We start from the raw sequence: 21643 nt of genomic DNA on the forward strand, positions 1-21643 counted from the left end.
TTTTTATTGCAAACAAAAGTCATCCCCGAACAAGTCGGAGATGACGTTTTAGGAAGTCAGGGAGGCTTCCCCCTCCTGATGGCGCGTGTTTTTAAGAAGGTGATGAAATGAAGTTAGTTTGAACCGAATAGTTTTACATATTCGCCATAATCGTACATCGTAGAAATAATCCACTCACCGTATGGCTCAATTTTTGTAAGAGATTCCGGCTTGTCGCAATTCCATTTGTCGCTTGCATAAGTCGTTTTCACAATGGGGTGATTCAAACCATCCCAATCCGGTGAATCCGCCAACAAAATTATAGGATAGTAAACCGTCGTATCTTCGGGGCAGCTGCTTCCGCTCTTCACGATATCTGTCACATAAATTCCATTTCCGTCAATGCGAGTCAATAAATGTCCCTTGGCGCCAACGTCTTTCAGAACAACGAGGTAGTAAATGGAGTTCTTAGAAGAACGGTACGTCCTAAACTCGTCCAATCTGCCCGGATATTCAGCCAACTTGGGGAAGAACGTTGTCACTAACGAATCCGGCAATACATAAACGCCTTCTTTGCGGTATGCATCTGCGAATGGAGTATTGGGTAGCGTATTATAACCGAGACTCAATCCTCCATAAAGCTTACTATCATCTATTTCTTTGTAAATAACTTTGCCGCTCGAATTAACTTTGACTGTACTATCGATTATCGAGAACTGCCACTTATAAGCATACGTTGTACGCTTTAAAGTATTAGCCCAATCTCTTTCCGCAAAGGCGACTCTATTCAAACTATCCAAATAAGGCTGGTACGTATAAGGGTCGATGCGAACGTAATTTTCGTCATCAAACGGAGCATAGTTTATGGAATCATCAAGACATTGCTTTTGATACTGTGCGGTATAAGTGTTCAAGACATCATACCATGCTTGATCGTCCGGGAGGAAAGAGGCGCAAACCACTTCCAAGTCATCTTCGCTACACCCGTCTCCCAAATCCCAGAAGAGTCCGTTCAAAGAGGTACAAGACTGCTTGAAGCGATCCAATGCCTCGGCACAAGAAACTCCATATCCCCAGAAACTATTTCTCATTTTTCTTGATCCCATGGAGCTGATTACGACAGGGACGCTATCAACATAAACAATTTTTGTAGCTTCGATGGTTTCGTTAGGATGATTGTAGAAATAGTCTTGTGCGGCTTCGTCCGAGTAGCATTTTTTATACGGATCGAAGTTGTGGGCGCATTCATGGTCGTCATCATACGATGTGGCGATCAACACGCCATTCCTTTCTAATTTGTTTTCCATCGAATAAGTCACAATGTCGCAAACTTTACGTCCATCCTTGCTGGGATGGTGGTAAACACGGTTGTTCTTGATACTCCACGGAAGCGGGTGAATGTATTCATTGTACATTTTGTTGATATCATAACCCGAAGATGCGTATGCTGAATCAAAAAGATTCTTTAATGAATCGCTTGCTACCGGATCCATCAAGAATAATAGCGACTTTGCCAAAATAACTTTCTGCTCATCTGTCAGCTGAGCTACAGGCGAAGTGTTCGGTTCGGTGGTTGCACCAGTAGTGCTCTGTTCGCTCGAACAAGATGCACAAAAGGCGACTAAACCCACCAGGATTAATTTATTCAGTTTTCTCATCTTAGGCCTCCTTCCCTTTCGTAAGTGGGAAAAGTTGTAAATTTAAACGATATACTTTATCGTAATCTTTTTCTTTGGCAGCAATGGCAACCACCTGCTGCCTGAGCAATTCAAGCTTTTGCACGAGCCATTTGTACGTGGCGTCGGACAAACCAAGCGTCACGCCGGCAATATGGCGCTTTTCTGATGGAATATCGTCAATGGCGTCTGTCGCAAACTTTGACATTTGGCGGTTCATGGAACGAAGCGCCAAAGGAATCGCCTCGGAAGATCCCGTCACAATCTTTTCTGTTTGTTCGTAGGTATCCTCACCGATCTTTTTCAAGAAATTCGCGTGGACCATAAAGTCCAGGGATTGGCGGACTTCAGTCGCGCTCACGACCGGGTAGCAGTTGCGCGCCAGTTCCAATGGCTTTGCTCCAGGCTTGATCGGGGCAAGTTCCCGCATGACCGGGTTCACCCACGATTCGAAATACTTGAACGCTTCGCCATCGACGACACGCAAGCGGTTTTCTTTCGCGATTTTCTGCATTTCGTTGAATGCTAGGATTTTCTTGCTGTCGCTTTTGGCATCGCCAAAACGCTCCATCGCAAGGAAATAATCGCGGTCGGAACCCGCAAGCTCCATGGCCGTAGCGACCTTTTCGACACCCGTTTTGCTCAGGCGGCTTTTTCCTTCGCATACGAGCTGGATGTAGTTGGGCGAGGTGAACCCCGCCAACTTGGAGAATTCGCGCCACGAGAACAAAGAACTGCGTTTGCGTTCTTCGTAGAAGTCGCGCATGTATTCTCGGTAGTCTTGATATTCAGTTATTGGTTTCATACCTATAATTTAAACTAATTTTAAGAAGTATGCAACAAATTTTATTATACAAACATCAATTTTTTAAAGAATTTTAAGGAAAAATGAACTTTCTTAAAAATTTTTAGAAAAATATAATACGGTGCGTATTATAAATGAGCTGCGTCATCTTGAGGATTCACGTCCGAAGACTCTGTTGAACAAAACTTCACGGAATTGTGCGCTTTTGGTGCGTGCGTCGCCGCATCGCATGCATCGCCGTGTCGCATGCGTTGTCGCATTCTTAGGTGCGTGCTTTGTCGCGTTACATACTAAATGCACCCAAATGGGCTTTTAGTATGTAAAACGGAAAATGTTAATTTGTTTGAATACATACTAAAAAAGAAAATGGACGTTTTAGTATGTAAAAATGGGTCGGAAGATCTAAAAAATCCCCTCAAAATACGATTTTAAGGTTCTCAGGCCTTCTAAAAACCTCAAAAAGCGTCTTTTTAACGTCAAAATTACATACTAAGTGCCCCAAAAATGCCATTTAGTATGTAAGGGGTGAAAAACGATTGCCTCGTTTACATACTAAATGCGGGCAAAGGTGCTTTTAGTATGTAAAATTGCCTCGCATTTTCGCTTTAAAAGGCCGTTTTAGGCTGATTGCTCGTTCTTTTAGGCCGTTTACTCGTTCACATTGCCAAAAAATTGAATAGAGAATAAAAATAATGCGATGTCTATAGTCTATAGACAACACTTAAAAAAAATTCATAATGAAAAACGTATTATTTAAATATAGATTATAAAGGTAGTGTGGGAAAATCTTCAAAAGGGTTAGAATGAAGAGCATTTGGTTTGGCAATTACATTTTTCTTGTAGCGACAATGTCTGTCGCGACATATTCTGCGGCTGCGAGCTATGTTCCCCCGGCGACGGCGGTCTCGAAAATCAATAGCTATCGCGGCTATTCGGAGCTGACGTCGGCGGCATCAGGCATGGACATTGACCAGTACACCTACAACATGACGACTTGGCAAATCGCAAATGGCGGTTTTTACAAAGCAATGGCCGACAAGTACAAAAGTGCCTATTCCGGCGGGCAAAAATCCGAATGGCAAGCGAAAGGCGGCGGCGACCTCGGCACTATCGACAACAATGCGACTATCCAAGAAATGCGACTCCTCGCCGTGCGTTACAAAGCAACGACGAACGCATCTTACAAGGCCGCTTTCAAGACAAGTTTCAACAGGGCTGTTAACTTCCTTTTGACGATGCAGCGTTCCAAGGGCGGACTCCCGCAAGTATGGCCCAAGCGTGGCAACTATTCTGACCAAATTACGCTGAACGACAACGCCATGATCCGCGCCATGGTTACGATGATGGACATCGCGAATTCCACATCGCCTTTTGACTCGGACATGATCGACGACGCCACCCGCAGCAAGATGAAAAGCGCATTGGACAAGGCTATCGACTTTTTGCTCAAAGCGCAAATCGTAAACGACGGGAAACCCACCGTCTGGTGCGCCCAGCACGACACAAACAGCATGGCTCCAGTTGGCGCACGCGCTTACGAACTCGCCAGCAAATCCGGCAGCGAATCCGCAGGAGCCGTATGGTTCTTGATGAACTGGCCCGAACAAACCGAAGCCATCCAGAAATCCGTCAAGGGAGCCATCGAATGGTACAAGAAAACCCGCGTCACCGGACTTTACTTCAACAAGAAAGCGGGCACATTCGAAAAACGCGACGGCAACGTTCTGTGGTATCGCTTTTACGAAGTCAACAACGACAACTACTTCTTTTGCGACCGCGAAGGGGCTAGCACCAAGACGCAAGACTTCACAAAAATCAGCGAAGAACGCCGCACCGGCTACCAGTGGGCTGGCGATTACGGCACGGCGCTCTTGAGCACGGAAAAAGCTTACCTCGAAGCACTTGCCAAAATGGATGACGATTACGTTCCGCCTCCGCCGCCAGCGGCAATGTGCGGGAGCGATACTTGCAAAGCGTACATCGACGGTGTGAACTTTATCGATATCAAGGGCGTCAAGGAAACGACGAATACGGGGTATGTCGGCGATGGCTATGCGAACGTTGACAATTCGATCGGAAGTTTTGTGACTTATGGCATTACGGCAGAAAAAACGGGGAAGTATAAGTTGTATGTAAGATTCGCAAACGGCGGTGGTTCTGGTCGCGGCTTTAGCATTACTGTGGGCGATAAGACGCTGCTCGCCGACGGCAGCATGGAATCGACCGGCAACTGGACGGAATGGAAAACGGCTACGTTGGAATTGGAACTGCCCCAAGGCTACAGCGAACTCAAGTTCACGAGTCTTTCGAAAGATGGCATGGCGAACATCGATTACATCGGCTGGCAGGATGCTGGGCTGCATGCGGGCAATGTCGATGTCGGCGATTCGGACAGGACTGTGATTGGCGAGTTTGAATCGCAGCGGGCCGCGAACGTTTCGCCGGACCGTTACTTTGTTAATTATAGAAACAACGGCAAAAGTGCAGGAGTCTATTTTATGCGTAATGACGGAAGAACATTTAGAGTAAACGGGGCGACCAAGTAGAGGAAAAGTGTAAGCCGATCCCGGCACTTCGACAGGCTCAGTGACCTGAGAGTCCGGGATGACAGGAAAAAAGAGTCAGGGATGACAGGGAAAAGAATGTGTAAGCCGATTCCGGCACTTCGACAGGCTCAGTGACCTGAGAGTCAGGGATGACAGGGAAAAGAATGTGTAAGCCGATCCCGGCACTTCGACAGGCTCAGTGACCTGAGAGTCCGGGATGATAGGGAAAAAAATTGTCATTGCGAGCCGGAGGCGATATTCGAAACTTGGCAATTTGTTGCCTTAGTTGAGTTAGGTTCGCAGGAGCAGCAATCCATGCGTTAGAATCGAGGTGATATGTTAAACTGTTGGTTGTTCAAATTTTCTATGTGTGCGTCGCTTGCAGTTGCGACGAGTGCTTTCGCTATTGCGAAGCGCGGTTTTGACTTTGTCGTGGGAGTCGATGGCGACTTCAAGGCGGCCATCGCCAAAGCTGCCGCATCTGGGGCTAGCGAATCCAAACGTTTCATCATCTTTCTCCCGAACGGTGAATACGACTTGACAAAGCTTACGGGTGATGAACATGGAAAGACGACGTTCAGCCCATCGCATGTTTCCATCATCGGGCAATCCCTCGAAAATACGACTATTTCGAACACGACCGATACCGAAGGCATCAGCACCACGGCTACGCTCTACTTCCCGAAAAATAACGACATGTACATGCAAGATATCACGCTCAAGAACAAGAGCACCTTCAGTACATCCGGTGCGGCTCGTCAAGTGGCTTTGCAGCAAAACGAAGGCGACAAGTTTATTTATAAGAACGTCCGTTTGCTGAGCGGCCAAGACACGTACTACACCAAAAAAGGTCGCACGTACTGGGAAGGCGGCGAAATCGACGGAACGGTTGACTTTATCTGCGGCGGCGGCGACGTATTCTTCGAAGGCACAAAGCTTGTGATGACGCGAAACGGCGGTTACATCACCGCATCGCAGAATCCAGGGGATTGGGGCTACGTCTTTAATAACACAACCATAACAGTTTCGAACAACAGTTTTAACGGAACGTTTTATTTGGGACGTTCCTGGGGACACGCCAAGGTGGTGTTCTTGAACACCAAGATGGTTGCGCAGCCTGCCGCCGAAGGCTGGTTTACGAACATGAATTCCGCCCCTGTCGTCTATGGCGAATACAACAGCAAGGACGGAAACGGAAACCCCGTCAACACGAGCCGCCGCCGCACCTACTTTGACGGGAGCAAGGATGGCTCCACTTCGACGCTCAAGACCGTTTGGGATGCAAACGATGCCGCCAAATACACTCTTGCAAACGTCCTTGGCGGAACAGACAACTGGGCTCCGAATAAACTTACCGCGCAAGTCTCCGCTCCGAAAATTTCACAAGAAGGCGCGAACATCGTTTGGGATGACGACGACAACGCCATCTGCTGGGCTGTCTTTGTGAACGGCAAATACCACAGCAACACCACATCCAATTCCATTGATGTGGGGAGTATCGCTGCTGGCTCTAAAGTAACGGTTCGAGCAGCAAATTCCATGGGCGGACTCGGCGCAACTTCGAACGAAATCACGGTCCTCGAAGCGAACGTGACATACTACAAAGTAACGCTATCGCAATCCATCGGCGGAACTGTTACTATCTCTCCGAATCGCGAAAAAATTGCAGAAGGAACCGCCATTACCATCACTGCGGAACCTGCCGCAGGTTGGAAATTCGCTGGCTGGACTGGCAAGGATGCCGTGACTGCAGGCACATCCAACACTTGGAAAACCACGATGACCAAGGACATCGATATCGGTGCAACCTTTGAAGCCAAAGGAACGACGAAATTCCAAGCGGAATCCGGCATCGTCGATAACGCGATTATCGAAAGCACGAACGCAGGGTTTGCAGGCACAGGTTACATCAACTTCGGCACGGGACATTCGACCGTCCAAGTCCCCGTCTATGCGGAATTCCCCGGCGAATACACGATGGTCATGACGTATGCGAATGGCAGTGGCAAAGCGCGCGGCCTCGCCATTGCTGCCCCCGGAAAATGCACCGCCGGGATTGACGGCTGCAAGGGAGCCGAAACTCGCATGTACGACGCAACGGACAACTGGACGACATGGGCAACGGACACCACGACCATCACGCTTTCCAAGGGTGCCGGCTACATCACGTTTGCCACCGTTGACGGAAACGACGGCCCCAATCTCGACCAAATAGAATTGATCGAAAAGAAAGTCGAAAAGGGCGACACCTCGACAACCATTCTTTCAAAAGCTCTCTGGTTCAACAACTCTGTTGAAGCGACCCGCATTTACGATATGAACGGAAAACTCGTTCGCTATGCAAAGGGTTCTGCCTCGTTGAATGGACTTGCTCCCGGAATTTACATCGTAAGAACCGCATCGCAAGGATATCATAAACAAAAATTGGTCCAAGTCCGTTAGAATTTGTTAATTTTAAACCATGCTTGGAATTGAACAGAAAAAAGGAAATGACGAACAGTTATGTGGCAGAATGATTGCTTACGCACGCATTTTGCCTACCCCGGATGCCGAACCTGCAGAAACGCCGTTTGACGACATGATCAAAAACGGCCTTTTGACGTTGGAAGGTGATTTTCGACAGTTCAATGACAGGCCCAGCAAACGTGAAAGAGACCGCGTCGTCGATGCGAAATTCAACAGCTTCCTCAAGACGATGGAAGAAAACGGCGTAGAACTCCCTGAAAACGTCGATGTTGATGCCATGCGCGAACGCCTCCATGAACTTTCGAGCATGGAAGTTATTCCCATTCCTGCTCGCATCGGAAATTTCAGCAACGAAGAAGACATCCTCAAAGAAGATGCCGACATCTATTACATCGGCGAATTCATCGGTGCAAACCAAGCTCATTATTGCCTCACGACGCTCCCCATCTACTACCAGGCGAAGTATCGCGAACAAGCAAAACGCAGCGAAATGGATATGCTGAACGAAATGCTTTCGCAGTTCGAAGAAGGCGATTTCGTGGGCACCGAGGACCTCCAGAACGATACCGAAGAACTTTTTCCGAAGGGGCTCACGCTCAACACGTTCATGGGCGACCTCTCGAAGCTCCTCAACGTACGAGTCATCCCGTTCTTGCTCGCTTGCGAATCCGACAGCGAGTACAACACACAAATTCAGCTTTTCTACACGTTCATGAAGGGCTACCCCGACCAGAACGACGTCAAGCGAATCGACAAGGCATTGCGTGAACTCCGCAAACAAAGCGATTCTATTGAGGCCCGCAATTTGCTCGAACTTAGTTGCAAACGAATTAACGCAATTTATAACGAAGATTCTCAGCTAGCGAGTGAACTCTCGAAGCAGATCGAGACTATAGAAAAGTAAAAAAGTTTAGCTTCGCGACCGTCAACGAACCGCTAGTTATTAAAACCTATACGCATATCCGGCTTGCCAGATGACTGTGGGTTCATTGTGTTTTGAAAAGAAGTGGAGTGGAATTCCTAGTTCTGTGAAAAATCCATAAATGTTCGCTCGGATGTCTGCGGATACGTCGAACGATTCTTTGTAATTGTACGAACGCACGTAGCGTTTTTTGTTTGCTCTATTGAGAGCCCTCAAAATTTCGTTTGGCGCCTTTGCAAATGCGTAACCGCTGCTAATTCCTAAGTCTAGCGAAAAGGGGAGTTCGCGGAAAAACTTCCATGCGAGGTTTCCTCGGTAACCGACCCAGAATTCGTTGGATCCGAGGTGCAAGCCTCCGCCTGTGACTCTAAAAAAAACATTCTCGTAACCGACTCCAGCATTGATCATGATTGGGGTGGGCCGACCCGCTGAAATGCCCGCTTCGAACTGCCAAGGCGATTTGTGCTCGGTGGCTGCGGCAGTTCCGATGCAAAAAAATGCGGTAATTGCAAAAATGAGGCTTCTGAGTAGCATGTATGCAATAATAGTAATGTATTTGTTGTTAGATAACTTTTTCCAAAAAAAATAATTATCTTTAATAGCAAATAAGTTCAATGGGTCTGATGGAATGAAAGACCGTAAACAAGGAAGTGATATGAAGAAATCGTTGCTTACAATTGGATGCGCTGCTCTTATTTCTGCATCGGCGGCTTTTGCTGATGGTGGCATGTTTGAAGGCTATCTCCCGGAAGAATGGGGGGGGAAGGCTGACGTTGTCGCCGCCATCAAGTACACCCGTATGGATTTCCACAACTGGAAACAGGAAAGCGGGACTTCTTCCTCAACGTGGCTTTTTACGTACAATGCCGATCTCAGGATCCCCTTCAGCATCGCTGATTGGACTAGCAAAGTGGATCTCGAACTGGGGCAGACCTGGACGGATGGCTTTGGCCGCCGCAAGTCTTCGGATAAGATTTTTGTCGAGACGATGGCTGATTTCCATGCGTTCCCGTTGTTCAAACCCTACATTGGCGCTCGTTTCGAATCTCAGTTCATGAGAGGCTATGTCTATAGCGAAGACGAAGATGGCAACGAAATCAAGACGACTGTTTCGCATTTCATGGCGCCGGGCTATGTCACGCAGATGGCTGGTATCGGGTATTTCCCGAATGAAAATTTCTCGACACGTCTTGGTTTTGCTAATCGCATGACGATAGTGGCTGATGATTCGGACACTTACGCTTATGCCGATGACCCTGATACGAAAAAGATCGAAAAGTTCAAGGATGAACCGGGTCTTGAAAGCATTACCGAATTTAAGTATGTTGTGACGGAATTCGTGACTTTCAAGAGCCGTCTGTGGGCTTTCATTAACTTTAAGGGATTCGATGAAATTGACGGCAAATGGGAAAACCTCCTTGCAGTGACGTTTTCTCCGCTATTTGAACTCCAGGTTGGTTACGATATCGCTTACGACAAGGACTTGGACAAGGACTCTCAGCACAAGAACACGATTCTCATCGGTGTGACTTGGCGCTGGTTCTAATTTGCGAATCGAAAGAACTTGTATAAAAGAACCGCTCCGGCGGTTCTTTTTCTATCTTTGCGGTGTAAAAAAGAGGTTCTTATGGCTATTACTGTTGTGGATTACAATGCGGGCAACTTGACATCGGTGATGAATGCGCTCAAGTTTATTGGCGTAGATGCGAAGGTCAGTCGCGATGCTGACGAAATCGCGAAAGCGACTCGGTTGATTTTCCCGGGAGTCGGTGCTGCAGCATCGGCTATGGAAACCTTGACTAAGACGGGTATCGGCGAAGCGATTAAGGCTGTCGTGAAGGCCGGCAATCCGGTGCTCGGCATTTGCATTGGCTGCCAGATTGTGCTCGAAGAAAGCGAGGAAGACGGCGGCGTCAAGACGCTTGGACTTATTCCGGGGCGTGCCGTGCGGTTCAAGGACGAACCGGGCCTCAAGATTCCGCACATGGGTTGGAACCAAGTGAACTTTACTCGCGAACATCCCATCATGAAGGGAATCCGCAGCGGTTGCGATTTTTATTACGTGCATTCGTACTATCCGCAAGTTCCTGCGGAGTACGCCTTTGCAGAAACGACTTACGGCACGCAGACGTTCTCCGGACTTATTGGTAAGGACAACTTAATTGCAAGCCAGTTCCATCAAGAAAAAAGCGGCGAAGTCGGCCTTGCCATGCTCAAGAATTTCTGCGACTGGAACGTATAAAGCAGGCGTTTGACGAAAATAAATAAATTTTGCTATATTTGAGCCACCTTAAACAGGTTAGGCCGTCGTAGCTCAGTTGGATAGAGCAATTGCCTTCTAAGCAATGGGTCGTGGGTTCGAATCCCGCCGACGGTACGAAAAAAGCCCCCTCGTGGGGCTTTTTTCATACCGTCTGGTGACGTAAAAAGTGTGGAAATACCTTACTGCTTCTTCAGAATCTGGTTCAGCGTAGCGCGGAGATGGTTCATGTTCGCTTCGTTCAGCGTTTCGTAGCGGTAGAACGTGCCGTCTTTCTGTACCAAGTAAACGACTGGGATATAGCCAGTGCCGTATGCCGGGCCAAACTTGCTGTCGGTGTCCTGGAATACCGGGATGACCGCATGGTACTGGTCGATGAACAAACGGATGTCGTTCTTCTTGATGCCGCCGTTCAAGCCAATGGCGATGCCCGTGAGTCCCTTGGACTCGTATTCCTTGATAAGGTTCTGGATTTCAGGGAAGTGCTTTTGGCAATGTGGGCACTTGGGGCTGAAGTAGTAAATGAGCAGCGGACGATTACTGAAATGGCTGAACAGGATACCCGGATCGCTGATGCCCGAAAGTTGTTTCGAAAAGTCCATGACCATGGGTTGATTGGTTGCCGGATCCATCATCAATTTGATATCGGCGACCTGCGGTTCCGGTGCAAACTGCGCAAAACACATTGCTGCAGCAAGAACAATCAAACTGAAAATGCGGTTAAGCATACACGACTCCTAATTCAATAGACAAAACCCAAATTAAACAGTTGTAAAATACCAAAAAAAACGAGACTGAATTGTGATATTTCGCAAAAAATGGGAAAAAAATTGTAAAAAAACACATTTTCGCATGATAAATTTAACGCTTGAGGACTTTTTTGAAATTTTCTGGCGAAAATAACGGATTTTCAATGAATTCTTGCTCTAGAATGTTCATGATTTCTTCGGAATATTCGGTTTGCTTGCTGAGCAATTTGATGGCTGCAATTTTTGCGGTTGGGGCGTTTGCCGAATCGCTTGCGTTTGGCGTTTCTGCGGTTTTTGCAAAGATATCGCCGAATTTTTGAAGCATAATCCAGAAGTACAATGCAAATTGGACTTTGGTAAGGCTGTTGCCGTCGAACAAGCTTTTGGCGTAGTAGCGGAACAGCAAGTAGGTTATGATTTTTTCTCCGTCACTTTCGGTGAAAAGTCCGACGCTTAAACCGAGTGAGCTTGCTCCGTTTGCGCGAGGAGCGTTCGCAATTAGCGAAAGCTCTTTGTAGGCTTGGTCCCAGGCGGGGCCGAAACTTTCGCCTTTGCCGAGGCTGTCGATCCACGACTGGAGGATGTTGTTTGAAATGTTGTCGCTGTTATCGCCGAGGTCTGTTTTGCTGTGGCGGTCGCCGTTGAAGTCGCAATATTCAATGCCGCTTGTTTCTACGGCAAAGTCTAGCAGTTCGACGAGGCGTTCGTTGAGCGGTCGTGCGTGGTCGGCGAGGATTTTGAACAAATGCTCTCGTTCGCCGAGTATTGCATCGCGGGCTTCGCGAGCATCGTCTGGGATGTCGTCGGGTTCGTCGTTGACTTCGCGTTCGACAAATGCGATGGGGGTGAGCTCGTTACCTTTGGCATTGAGCAAGAGCCGCACGGCTTCTTCGCAACAGAGACCAAGTCCTTTTTCCATGATGTCGCCATAGACTTCGACGAAGCGCGGGTGTTCGCGGCAAATGTCGCAGAGGCTAGATTCGCCAAGATGGCATATCATGTCGCAGAGTCCGTCTTGCTTTAAAAACGGGCAGCGGTCGCCTTCGCGTAATTTGAAGTGCCCGTCTTCGATATTTTGGCGGAGGGAGTTCCCGAAGTCGTCTTTGATGGTGGCGTATCTTTTTAAGCTGTTTTCGTCGATATCGATTTCCCACCCGACACAACAGGTGTCGGTGCATTTGTCTGCAATGCAATGGAACGAATCGTAAAAGACAGGAACACGGAGAAGCATAGCTTTAGTTGACGGTAGGTTGTTGGATGCAACCTCTCATCTAAATCAGTACGCTCCTTCGCCTTTGAACACAACTTTGAACGTCTTGAGGATGAGCTTGAAGTCTTCGGCTATTTTGCCGTCGCGGCGGATGTAGTCGTTGTCGAGACGCATTTGCCCTTCAAATGATATGTTGCTACGACCGCTAACCTGCCAAATACAGGTGAGACCCGGAGTCACGGAGAGACGCATGCGGTGCCATGGTTCGTATTCCGCAACTTCATCTGGGATTGGCGGACGGGGGCCGACAATGGACATTTCGCCTTTGAGAATGTTGATGAGCTGAGGCAGTTCGTCGAGGCTGAACTTGCGGAGTATGTGACCGAACGGATAAATGCGCGGATCGTTTTTCATCTTGAAAGTCTTTCCGCCGGTTTCGTTTTGGGCCATGAGTTCTTTTTTGCGTTCTTCGGCATCGACATACATACTGCGGAACTTGTACATCGTAAAGAGTGCACCGTTCTTGCCTACGCGGGTCTGCTTAAAGATGATTGGGCCCTTCGGGTCGCTAATCTTGACAGCGAGAGCGCAGAACAAAAGGAGGGGCGAGAGAAAAATGAGTGCAAGCGATGTGCACGTAACATCGACAGTCCTTTTGATGATGTGCCTAATGCGGATTTTGTGTGGGTGAACCCAAATGTCCGAGAGGTTCAAGCGGTTCAGCGTGAAGAAACTTCCGTTCGTACTGTTGAATTCCTTCAGCTTGTTGTCCAATTCGATGTTTTCTTTTTCTTGATAGCCGGTGTAGAGGTAGGCCTGGAAAATCGGAGCATTCGGCTTGTGGCGGAGTGCCTGGATTAAGCCTGCATCGTTCAGCTTGTGGAGGATTTCTTTGCGGATAGATTCCAAGGTGCTCAGATCGGAATTGAGCAAGATGATGCCGATACCGCTGTTGTCGGAGAGGTAGCCCAATACATCGATAAAACGCAGGTGCGAAAACATCGTAAGGACGCTAATCTTCCATGTGTTCTCGACAATCTTGGAGGGGCGCCCCCAGCCGAGCACGTCGAACTGGTGCGAGTAAATTTTAATGAAAAGGAAGGGCTTGCGGGTTCTGTTCGCTCTCAGAAACTCTTCGTTAAGCCTGGCTTTGAAAAGTCTGGCTGGATAGACAATGTTCTTTAACTTTTGTTCGTTAAGAATTGAACCAATAGCTGGGTTTACGGCTTCCTGTTCCATGGTTAAAAATATAGTAAACAGCGATTAGTTGGGTGTAGTTTGGAATAATTCTGTAAATAGAAACTTAAAGAAAAACATGTTATATGGAACTTTTTTGGTTTGTTTTGGTCTGAAATTGAAACGTTTTGTATCTTAATTTTAAATATTTTTTTAAGAAAAAATAATAAAGGAATTTTATGAGATTTACATTTTTGGGTTCTTTGGCAATGTTTCTTTTTACAGCCATATCGGCAAATGCCGCTTTAACCCAATCGGACGGTTGTTACCTGATTGGCAGTGCAGATGACCTGTATCAGTTGAACCAGATATACAACTCCTATGATGAAGATTCTCTGGCAATGCGTTTGGACTGCGCCAAGTTGACTCAGGACATCGTGGTGAACGAGAATGTGCTGAAGGCGGATGGAACTCCCAATGAAGGTCCTTTTAGACCATGGGAATCCATAAGGTCTTTTGAAGGTACATTTGACGGGCAGAACCATACGATATCGGGCTTGTACCAGAAAAGCTTCGATCACCTAGGCTTGTTCTTTTATTTGAGAGGGTCTGTAAAAAATCTAGGAATCGTAGATTCGTACTTTTATGTTCCGGATAGCACTTATAATAGCAGAATTGGCGCTATTGCCGCACAAGTCTATGATACTGTGACAATTGAAAATAGCTATAGTGCTGCTACGATAGAAGTCCTTTCGGGAGGGAACGGTGTTGCTGGCTTGGTCGGTCTTGTTGGTGGTTCGGCTATGCTTACGATAAAGGATTGCCATAACGAAGGTGTAATTGTTTCTACCTACGAAAGAAGTTCATCGACGGGTGGCCTTGTGGGCGATGTTGCACTTTCATCAACGGTTATTTTGTTCAATTCTTATAATACGGGATCCGTTAGTGGATATGGTGATGTAGGCGGGTTGATGGGTCGCGTTGAAAGCTCTTCAAGGTTGGATGATCGCAGTGCCAAGTTTATTATCGAAAAATGTTACAATTCGGGGGCCGTCTATGGTTTGACAACTAATGTTGGCGGCTTGGTTGGAGCGGGGCAGGGAACTATAAAGGAAAGCTATAATGTCGGTTATGTTAAAGCAGCGTCCGCTGTCGGAGGCTTGGTTGGTTCGGCTAATATAGATCTTATAGGAACTGTAAATAATAGTGATACGTTGCGTATCGAAAACTCCTATAATAGGGGAACTGTCGAAACCTTCCTGCCTGAAGGAGAGTTTGATTATCCTATTGGGGGCTTTGTGGGAAGTGTCGAAAGAGTGCTCCCTTTTATTGTGAATTCTTACAATGCCGCAGATATTATCCAAAATGGCAAAGTGAAAAACGGGTTGATAGGGAAGATAGAGTATAGTGAACTTGTAATTGAAAAAACTGTAAATAGGAAAGTCTCCGACGGAACGCCCTGCGATGGCGTGACTGATGTAGAGGACTCTTTGTTTTTCAATGGTGTCGTGGCAACATATTTGCACCAGAACAATGAAGTCTGGGGCCAGAAATCCATCGGTGAAGGAATGTACCCCGACTTGAGCGGAAAGGTGAACGCTTCTGTTAGTGTGTATCCAATCACATGGCATACTTTTGAGGGGGATACGAATGATTATCCTTCAACCTATACGTTGGGAATGGGATTGAAGCTTCCTGAAAATTTCAAGCGAAAAGGATATATCTTTGAAGGCTGGTACGCGGTTGCAAATCCTACGGACAAGGATGTAAAACTGGATAAAATTGGTACGACCGAGACCGGAGCCAAAACTCTATATGCCCGTTGGACAAGATTGTTGGATTTCGATGGACGTTGTTATCTGATTTCTGATGCTCAAGAATTGTACAATTTTGCATCCATAGTCAATGGAACTTATGGAGGCGAGCCTGAAAACGGAGCCTGTGGAAAGTTGACTCAGGATATCGTGGTGAACGAGCATGTGCTGACCACGGACGGAAAATTGAATGAGCAAGGAACGTTCAGGAAATGGACTCCGATGATGAAATTCGAGGGTGTATTCGATGGCGATGGACACACGATTTACGGGCTTTATTACGATGATACAGAAGATGAAGATGGTGTAGGATTTATTGGCGAAATCTATTTCGGTGAAAGGGGTGTAAAGAAGGTCGAAATAAAGAACTTGGGACTTGAAGATTTTTATTTCAGGGGAGGCTATAGAGTTGGAGCCTTTGCTGGGTATGCCTATGCTAGTACGGAAGAAAGTTCCTTGACCATAACGAACTCGCATTCGAATGGCGTGGTTGAAGGTCAGGAAAATGTCGGTGGCTTTGTCGGTCAAATAGAGGTGATAACAGAGATAACGGGTAGTTACAACAGGAGTTTCGTTAATGCAGATGTTGCTGCTGGGGGCATTATCGGTTCTGTAAACTTGGAAACGAAAATATTGGATTGCTATAACATGGGTTCTGTCAATGCTTTCAAGGAAAAGTCTGGCGGTTTCGTTGGAGAGATTAATGAAACTTCAGTAGATATCATAGACTCCTATAATTCGGGATCTGTTTCGGGATTTAGCAATGTGGGCGGTCTTGTCGGGTATATTTATCATTACCAGACGCTCACTATTTTGCGTAGTTTCAATGATGGCGAGGTTCATGGAATAATGGATGTGGGCGGCCTTGTCGGAACCGGTTATGGATATCCTGTTCTCGTCTTCATTAACAGTTACAATAAAGGTCGTGTAACAGGCTCTAAAAATGTGGCGGGGATACTAGGATGGATGAAAACGGTTGACGGAAGCGTTGATGTGTTCAACAGCTACAATGCGGGCGAAATTGTTTCTGTTGCAGATTTTGGTGATGAGGTTGGTGCTGTTGCTTCGCTCGTCGGTTTTGGTGAAGGTGGCTCCTATTCGTTTGACAATGCTTTCTATTTAAATCAGGGTAATCTGCAAGCGTTTATCTTGGATTCTATGGCTGAGGGGATTTTTGTCCCCAATGTTAGAGATAGCGGTTTTGTTGCTGTCACCGAAGAAAAGCTGATGGGCGGCTCTGTAGCGGATTCGCTGCGTGGCTGGTACGAAAAGGATGGCGAGAAACCGAAAGAAAATGGCCAAGATGGCTTTGCGTGGGCTGAGGATCCTGCTGGAACGAAAATTCTCCCGCACTTGAATTGGGACAACGTAAAACATCGCGTGATGCTTGTTGTGGGTGAAGGTGCTTCGATTGCGAAAGACCATGAAGTGACTTATTACGAAGAAGGCGTGCCGGTGAATCTGCCGGATTCGCAGTATGTTTCTCGCGAAGGCTACATTTTTGCAGGGTGGTATGGCAGTAGTTCTTATTCTGGTTCTCCAGAAACATCGGTGGATGTATGCGGAACGGACATGAAGGTGTTCTATGCCAAGTGGGAACTTGACAGTACGCTGATTTCGAGTTCTTCGGAAGTGGCGTCTAGTTCTTCTGAGGAATCGAGTTCCTCTGTCGAACTACCGAAATCAAGCAGCAGCTCTGCGAAGTCTTCAAGTTCCGAGAAGTCATCGTCGAGCGTGGCGAGCAGTTCTTCTGTCGTTAAGTCCAGTTCCTCTGTAAAACAGTCTAGTTCTAGCGTTGTTAAGTCGTCCAGTTCAAGCGCTCCGAAGCAGTCCAGTTCGAGTAAAAAGTCTGGTAAATCTTCGAGCAGTTCCAAGACGAACAGCATTGAAATGGTTGCTGTGCCGCTGCAGTTTAGTGTGACTGTTCAGGGCAATATGTTGCAGGTGGCGGGTGCTCGCGTCGGTGCAACGTACGCATTGTTCGACATGCAGGGCAATATGGTGCTTCGCGGAACGGCCAACAGTGCAAGCTTTAACGTGAACGTGCCCACGTCAGGTAGCTACGTGTTACGGATTGGCAATGGAAGCCGCAAAGTGAGCGTTTTCAAGTAACACGAGCCTTATGGGGATTTGTCCTACTGTCACTTCCTACTTCCTACTTCCGACTTCCTACTAATTACTATATTTACTCCGTAAAAATTTAAAATGGAGACGCTATATGTTGCGTATTGGTTTAATTGGCACGGGTACTGTTGGTGGTGGTGTCATTCAGATTCTTGAACAGAAGATTGCAGAATACAAGGAAAAATTGGGAGTCGAACTGGAACTCTCCTGCATCTGCGCCAAGTCCGAAGAAGAAGTTGCCCCGTATAAGGCTAAGGGCTACAAGGTTTCGACCAACGCCGACGAAATGATTGCCGGTAGCGATATTGACGTGCTTGTGGAACTCGCTGGTGGCTACAACATGCCGCGCAAGTGGATTCTTGCGGCTCTCGAAAGTGGCAAGCACGTGGTCACGGCAAACAAGGCTCTCCTCGCGAAGTACGGTCACGAAATTTTCCCGCTTGCAGCCAAGAAGGGCTTGCATGTGCTGTTCGAAGCCGCTGTCGGTGGTGGCATTCCTATCATCCGCAGTTTGCAGGAAGGTTTGCTTGGCTCTACTGTCGAAAGCTTGAGCTGCATCATCAACGGCACCTGCAACTACATCCTCAGCCGCATGGCCGAAGAAGGACTCGATTTTGATGTTGTGTTGAAGGATGCCCAGAAGCTCGGTTTTGCCGAAGCTGACCCGACGTTTGACATCGAAGGCATCGACTCTGCACACAAGACTGCCCTCCTTGCTAGTCTCTGCAGCGGTCACCGTGTCGATTTCGAAAAGATTTACGTTTCCGGCATTTCCAAGATTACCGCTCAGGATATCGCCATTGCCAAGGAACTCGGCTGCTGCGTGAAGCTCCTCGGCATTTACCGCCGCGATGGCGAACGCGTGGATGCCCGTGTCCATCCGTGCTTTGTTCCGCTCACCCATCAGCTTGCTAGCGTGAACCGCGTCTTGAACGCCGTGTATCTCCAGTGCGACAACCTCGGCGAAACGCTCCAGACCGGTGCTGGCGCTGGCCGTCTCCCGACTGCTTCCGCTGTTGTGGCCGACCTCGTGTCTCTTGCCCGCGCAACCGACATGGGGGAACGCAAGGCGCTCCCGATGGGCTGGTTCAACGTCGAAAACTCTGCAACGCTCGTTCCGATTTCTGAAACTAGCGCCCGCTACTACCTCCGTTTCACCTCCCGTGACGCTTGTGGCGTGCTCGCGAAGATTACGAAGATCCTCGCTGACAACAACATCTCCATCGAAACGATTATCCAGAAGGACGTGAACGATCCGGGCAAGGTGTCCATCGTCGTCATTACGGAAAAGACTCTCGATAGCAAGCTTACCAAGGCTGTGGATGCTGTGAACGCGCTCTCCGAAATTGTCGAGAAGAGCCAGGTCATCCGCTTCCTCGCTTAATAACTTGCCTGATAATGTAGGTCGAATATGGTTCGTGCAACTACTCTGGAACGAATACTCTTAATCCTCTCGGATTTTGTAGCCTTGTCGATTTGCTTCGCCTTGGCGTTTTGGGTGCAGTTCCATAGTGGTTGGATTCCTGACAAGTTCGATCCGAACAAGACGTTCGAAAGCTACTGGCAGTACGGACTCGTTTTGAATGTCGGTTGGCTTTCGCTGTTTGCCTTTGCCGGACTGTACCGTTCGTGGTTGTTACAATCGAGAACTCACCAAGTTTTACGCGTCTTACGGGCGGTTGTAATAGGCGTGGTTCTTGTCATTCTTTGCCTTTTCGGTGCAGAGTTCATGGGGAAGGTCTTTACGAACCAGCCGCTCAGCGAAGGTTATCTTTACGGTTCCAGGTTCCCGTGGATATTTATTTACGGTGGGCTGGCAATCTTGTCGGTAGCGGCATTCCGCATGCTCATCTATATCTTTTTGCGGGCTTTGCTACGCATGGGGTATGGCGCGAACAACATTCTCGTTCTCGGGGCGACGGAAGCCGGACAGAAGATTGCAGAAGATCTTGCAAAGACTCCGGCTCGCGGTCAGCGGGTCGTGGGCTTTGTCGATGAACGGTTCCAAGTTTTGCCGAAAACATTTGCGAACGTTCCTGTTCTTGGTAAATATTCCGACCTGCCAGAACTAGTCAAAAAGTTCAAAGTCAGTGGCATTATCATTGCGCACGAAAGTTCTTCGCCGCAAGAGATTATGCGCGTGCTAGTCTGGATTTGCGATCTCCCGTTGCATATTTACATTGTCCCTGAACTATACAACGTTGTGAATGGACGGTTCAAGGCGAACCTCGTTTATGGCTTTGAATTGCAGGAACTATTTGCATTCACGATGCCGCCATGGCAAGTGCGGGTCAAGCGCTTTATCGATATCGCTTTCGGGCTTTTCCTTGGATTGATTTCGCTCCCGATTTGTTTGCTTGCGGCCATTGCAATTAAGCTTGAAGATCGCGGCCCGGTATTTTATTCGCAGGAACGCATTGGCCTTTACGGCAAGCCGTTTACTGTTTATAAATTCCGCACCATGCGTACCGATGCCGAAAAGTTCGGCGCCCAGTGGGCGACAAAAGATGACCCGCGTATTACGAAAGTGGGCAAGTTCCTCCGCAAGACCCGCATCGATGAACTTCCGCAAATTCTTTGCGTGCTGAAAGGCGACATGAGCATGGTGGGCCCTCGTCCGGAACGCGCCGTGTTCATCGGAAAGCTTCGCGAACAGATTCCATTCTACATCAGCCGCCTCAAGATGAAGCCGGGCCTCACGGGCTGGGCGCAAGTTTGCCACCACTACGATACGAGCATCGAGGACGTGCAGATCAAGCTCCAGTACGATATGTACTATTACGAAAACATGAGCCTGCTTTTGGATTTCCAGATTTTAGCTCGAACAGTTTATGTTGTTTTAACCGGAAAAGGCGCACAATAGCTTCGCAGTAGACAGTAGGCAGTGGCTAGTAGACAGGGTTAGTTAGGCGGCTGCGCCGCGATTATAAAAAACTTTCTACTTCCTACTTCCTACTAACCACTAACCACCAACCACTAACCACTTCTTATGTACGGCGATAATTCTACTCCAGTTTTCCCAACCGAAGATGCTCTCACCATGATCCGCCTCGCTTTGGCGGAAGACGTTCGCACGGGCGATGTCACGAGCGAATGGACCATCCCTGCAGACCAGAAACAGCATGCCCGCCTCATCGCAAAAGAAGATGGCGTGCTCGCCGGCCTCCCGATTATCGAACTCGTGTTCCAGGAACTCAAGGCGAACGCCAAGGTGACGCTCCACAAGAAAGATGGCGACGTGGTGAAGAAGGGTGACTTGATTGCCGAACTCGACGGTACGACGCATGAACTTTTGACGGGCGAACGCACGCTCCTGAACTTCATCCAGCAGCTCTCCGGTGTGGCAACGGTTGCTCACACGTTCCAGGAAGCTTTGAAAGGCGGCAAGACGAAGGTGCTCGACACCCGCAAGACGATTCCTGGATTCCGCACGTTGCAGAAATACGCCGTTCGCGTCGGTGGCGGTTCCAACCACCGCATGGGCCTCTTTGACATGGTGCTCGTGAAGGATAACCACATTGCCGCCGCCGGTGGCGTGCTTGAAGCTCTTGAAGTCGTCAAGAAGAACAACAAGCAGGGCTTGATGGTCGAAATGGAAGTCGAAAACTTTGACCAGCTCCGCGCACTCCTCAACAAGGGTGTCGATGTCATCATGCTCGACAACATGAGCAACGAAATGATGGCCGAAGCTTTGAAAATTATCAAGGAAAGCGGCGACAAGGTGCTTGTGGAAGGTTCCGGCAACATGACGCTCGAACGCGCGAAGCAGATTGCAACGCTCGGCCTCGACTTCATCTCCGTCGGTGCCCTCACGCACAGCGTCAAAGCCCTCGACATCTCGATGCGCATTTAAGTTGTTCCCCGTTTTGGGGACGTTTTATGTGAATAACTGTCACCCCGGACACCGTTCCGGGGT

15 protein-coding genes and 1 tRNA gene are annotated in these 21643 nt (G+C 48.1%); 10 read left to right on the forward strand and 6 right to left on the reverse strand.

Going from position 1 to position 21643, the window contains the following annotated elements; genetic code table 11:
- Positions 1–113 precede the first annotated feature (113 nt).
- Together IKG78_RS16330 and IKG78_RS16335 are read right to left on the reverse strand one after the other, a co-directional pair.
- Positions 114–1637, reverse strand: a complete 1524-nt coding sequence (locus tag IKG78_RS16330) for a hypothetical protein (protein WP_290945439.1) — start codon at positions 1635–1637, stop codon at positions 114–116.
- Position 1638: 1 nt separating this feature from the next.
- Positions 1639–2460 (reverse strand): TIGR02147 family protein, encoded by an 822-nt coding sequence (locus tag IKG78_RS16335; RefSeq protein WP_290945441.1) that lies wholly within the window; start codon positions 2458–2460, stop codon positions 1639–1641.
- Positions 2461–3263: 803 nt separating this feature from the next.
- Here IKG78_RS16335 and pelA point away from each other — a divergent pair.
- The 3 genes from pelA to IKG78_RS16350 all read left to right on the forward strand — a co-directional run bounded on the left by pelA (position 3264) and on the right by IKG78_RS16350 (position 8376).
- Positions 3264–5006, forward strand: coding sequence for a pectate lyase (gene pelA / locus IKG78_RS16340; RefSeq protein WP_290945443.1), 1743 nt, complete (start codon positions 3264–3266; stop codon positions 5004–5006).
- 336 nt (positions 5007–5342) lie between these two features.
- Positions 5343–7448: a pectinesterase family protein gene (locus IKG78_RS16345; RefSeq protein WP_290945445.1), complete on the forward strand. Its 2106-nt coding sequence runs from the start codon at positions 5343–5345 to the stop codon at positions 7446–7448.
- A gap of 19 nt (positions 7449–7467) precedes the next feature.
- Positions 7468–8376, forward strand: a complete 909-nt coding sequence (locus tag IKG78_RS16350; protein ID WP_290945447.1) for a hypothetical protein — start codon at positions 7468–7470, stop codon at positions 8374–8376.
- 39 nt (positions 8377–8415) lie between these two features.
- Here IKG78_RS16350 and IKG78_RS16355 read toward each other — a convergent pair whose 3' ends face one another.
- A complete protein-coding gene (locus tag IKG78_RS16355) occupies positions 8416–8928 on the reverse strand; it encodes a hypothetical protein (protein WP_290945449.1) in 513 nt (170 codons plus the stop codon).
- Positions 8929–9049: 121 nt separating this feature from the next.
- Between IKG78_RS16355 and IKG78_RS16360 the strand changes: the two genes are divergently transcribed.
- From IKG78_RS16360 to IKG78_RS16370, 3 genes are all read left to right on the forward strand, one after another.
- Positions 9050–9940: a DUF3078 domain-containing protein gene (locus IKG78_RS16360; protein WP_290945451.1), complete on the forward strand. Its 891-nt coding sequence runs from the start codon at positions 9050–9052 to the stop codon at positions 9938–9940.
- 81 nt (positions 9941–10021) lie between these two features.
- On the forward strand, positions 10022–10636 hold the full coding sequence (gene hisH / locus IKG78_RS16365; protein WP_290945453.1) for an imidazole glycerol phosphate synthase subunit HisH: 615 nt from the start codon (positions 10022–10024) through the stop codon (positions 10634–10636).
- 61 nt (positions 10637–10697) lie between these two features.
- A tRNA-Arg gene (locus IKG78_RS16370) sits at positions 10698–10771 on the forward strand.
- 65 nt (positions 10772–10836) lie between these two features.
- On the opposite strand, the gene IKG78_RS16375 is transcribed toward IKG78_RS16370, so the two are convergent.
- From IKG78_RS16375 to IKG78_RS16385, 3 genes are all read right to left on the reverse strand, one after another.
- On the reverse strand, positions 10837–11382 hold the full coding sequence (locus IKG78_RS16375; RefSeq protein WP_290945455.1) for a TlpA disulfide reductase family protein: 546 nt from the start codon (positions 11380–11382) through the stop codon (positions 10837–10839).
- A 133-nt stretch (positions 11383–11515) separates the two neighbouring features.
- Positions 11516–12634 (reverse strand): flagellin lysine-N-methylase, encoded by a 1119-nt coding sequence (gene fliB, locus IKG78_RS16380; RefSeq protein ID WP_290945457.1) that lies wholly within the window; start codon positions 12632–12634, stop codon positions 11516–11518.
- A gap of 45 nt (positions 12635–12679) precedes the next feature.
- Positions 12680–13852 (reverse strand): sugar transferase, encoded by a 1173-nt coding sequence (locus IKG78_RS16385; protein WP_290945459.1) that lies wholly within the window; start codon positions 13850–13852, stop codon positions 12680–12682.
- Between the two features lie 176 nt (positions 13853–14028).
- Between IKG78_RS16385 and IKG78_RS16390 the strand changes: the two genes are divergently transcribed.
- The 4 genes from IKG78_RS16390 to nadC all read left to right on the forward strand — a co-directional run bounded on the left by IKG78_RS16390 (position 14029) and on the right by nadC (position 21580).
- Positions 14029–17715 carry an InlB B-repeat-containing protein gene (locus IKG78_RS16390; protein WP_290945461.1) on the forward strand — a complete coding sequence of 1229 codons (3687 nt, stop codon included), beginning with the start codon at positions 14029–14031 and terminating at the stop codon, positions 17713–17715.
- A gap of 106 nt (positions 17716–17821) precedes the next feature.
- Entirely contained in the window at positions 17822–19111 is a 1290-nt protein-coding gene (locus IKG78_RS16395; RefSeq protein ID WP_290945463.1) for a homoserine dehydrogenase, read from the forward strand.
- A 27-nt stretch (positions 19112–19138) separates the two neighbouring features.
- Complete coding sequence (locus tag IKG78_RS16400) at positions 19139–20590, forward strand: sugar transferase (protein ID WP_290945465.1); 1452 nt, start codon at positions 19139–19141, stop codon at positions 20588–20590.
- Between the two features lie 126 nt (positions 20591–20716).
- Positions 20717–21580, forward strand: a complete 864-nt coding sequence (gene nadC, locus IKG78_RS16405; protein ID WP_073423287.1) for a carboxylating nicotinate-nucleotide diphosphorylase — start codon at positions 20717–20719, stop codon at positions 21578–21580.
- Positions 21581–21643: the final 63 nt, after the last annotated feature.

It is taken from the genome of Fibrobacter sp., from assembly GCF_017545445.1.
Taxonomy (GTDB): domain Bacteria; phylum Fibrobacterota; class Fibrobacteria; order Fibrobacterales; family Fibrobacteraceae; genus Fibrobacter.

Bases quoted from the DNA above. Each gene is read 5' to 3' on its own strand.
- IKG78_RS16330 (WP_290945439.1), bottom strand. From the start codon at position 1,637: ATGAGAAAACTGAATAAATTAATCCTGGTGGGTTTAGTCGCCTTTTGT.
- IKG78_RS16335 (WP_290945441.1), bottom strand. From the start codon at position 2,460: ATGAAACCAATAACTGAATATCAAGACTACCGAGAATACATGCGCGAC.
- pelA (WP_290945443.1), top strand. From the start codon at position 3,264: ATGAAGAGCATTTGGTTTGGCAATTACATTTTTCTTGTAGCGACAATG.
- IKG78_RS16345 (WP_290945445.1), top strand. From the start codon at position 5,343: ATGTTAAACTGTTGGTTGTTCAAATTTTCTATGTGTGCGTCGCTTGCA.
- IKG78_RS16350 (WP_290945447.1), top strand. From the start codon at position 7,468: ATGCTTGGAATTGAACAGAAAAAAGGAAATGACGAACAGTTATGTGGC.
- IKG78_RS16355 (WP_290945449.1), bottom strand. From the start codon at position 8,928: ATGCTACTCAGAAGCCTCATTTTTGCAATTACCGCATTTTTTTGCATC.
- IKG78_RS16360 (WP_290945451.1), top strand. From the start codon at position 9,050: ATGAAGAAATCGTTGCTTACAATTGGATGCGCTGCTCTTATTTCTGCA.
- hisH (WP_290945453.1), top strand. From the start codon at position 10,022: ATGGCTATTACTGTTGTGGATTACAATGCGGGCAACTTGACATCGGTG.
- IKG78_RS16375 (WP_290945455.1), bottom strand. From the start codon at position 11,382: ATGCTTAACCGCATTTTCAGTTTGATTGTTCTTGCTGCAGCAATGTGT.
- fliB (WP_290945457.1), bottom strand. From the start codon at position 12,634: ATGCTTCTCCGTGTTCCTGTCTTTTACGATTCGTTCCATTGCATTGCA.
- IKG78_RS16385 (WP_290945459.1), bottom strand. From the start codon at position 13,852: ATGGAACAGGAAGCCGTAAACCCAGCTATTGGTTCAATTCTTAACGAA.
- IKG78_RS16390 (WP_290945461.1), top strand. From the start codon at position 14,029: ATGAGATTTACATTTTTGGGTTCTTTGGCAATGTTTCTTTTTACAGCC.
- IKG78_RS16395 (WP_290945463.1), top strand. From the start codon at position 17,822: ATGTTGCGTATTGGTTTAATTGGCACGGGTACTGTTGGTGGTGGTGTC.
- IKG78_RS16400 (WP_290945465.1), top strand. From the start codon at position 19,139: ATGGTTCGTGCAACTACTCTGGAACGAATACTCTTAATCCTCTCGGAT.
- nadC (WP_073423287.1), top strand. From the start codon at position 20,717: ATGTACGGCGATAATTCTACTCCAGTTTTCCCAACCGAAGATGCTCTC.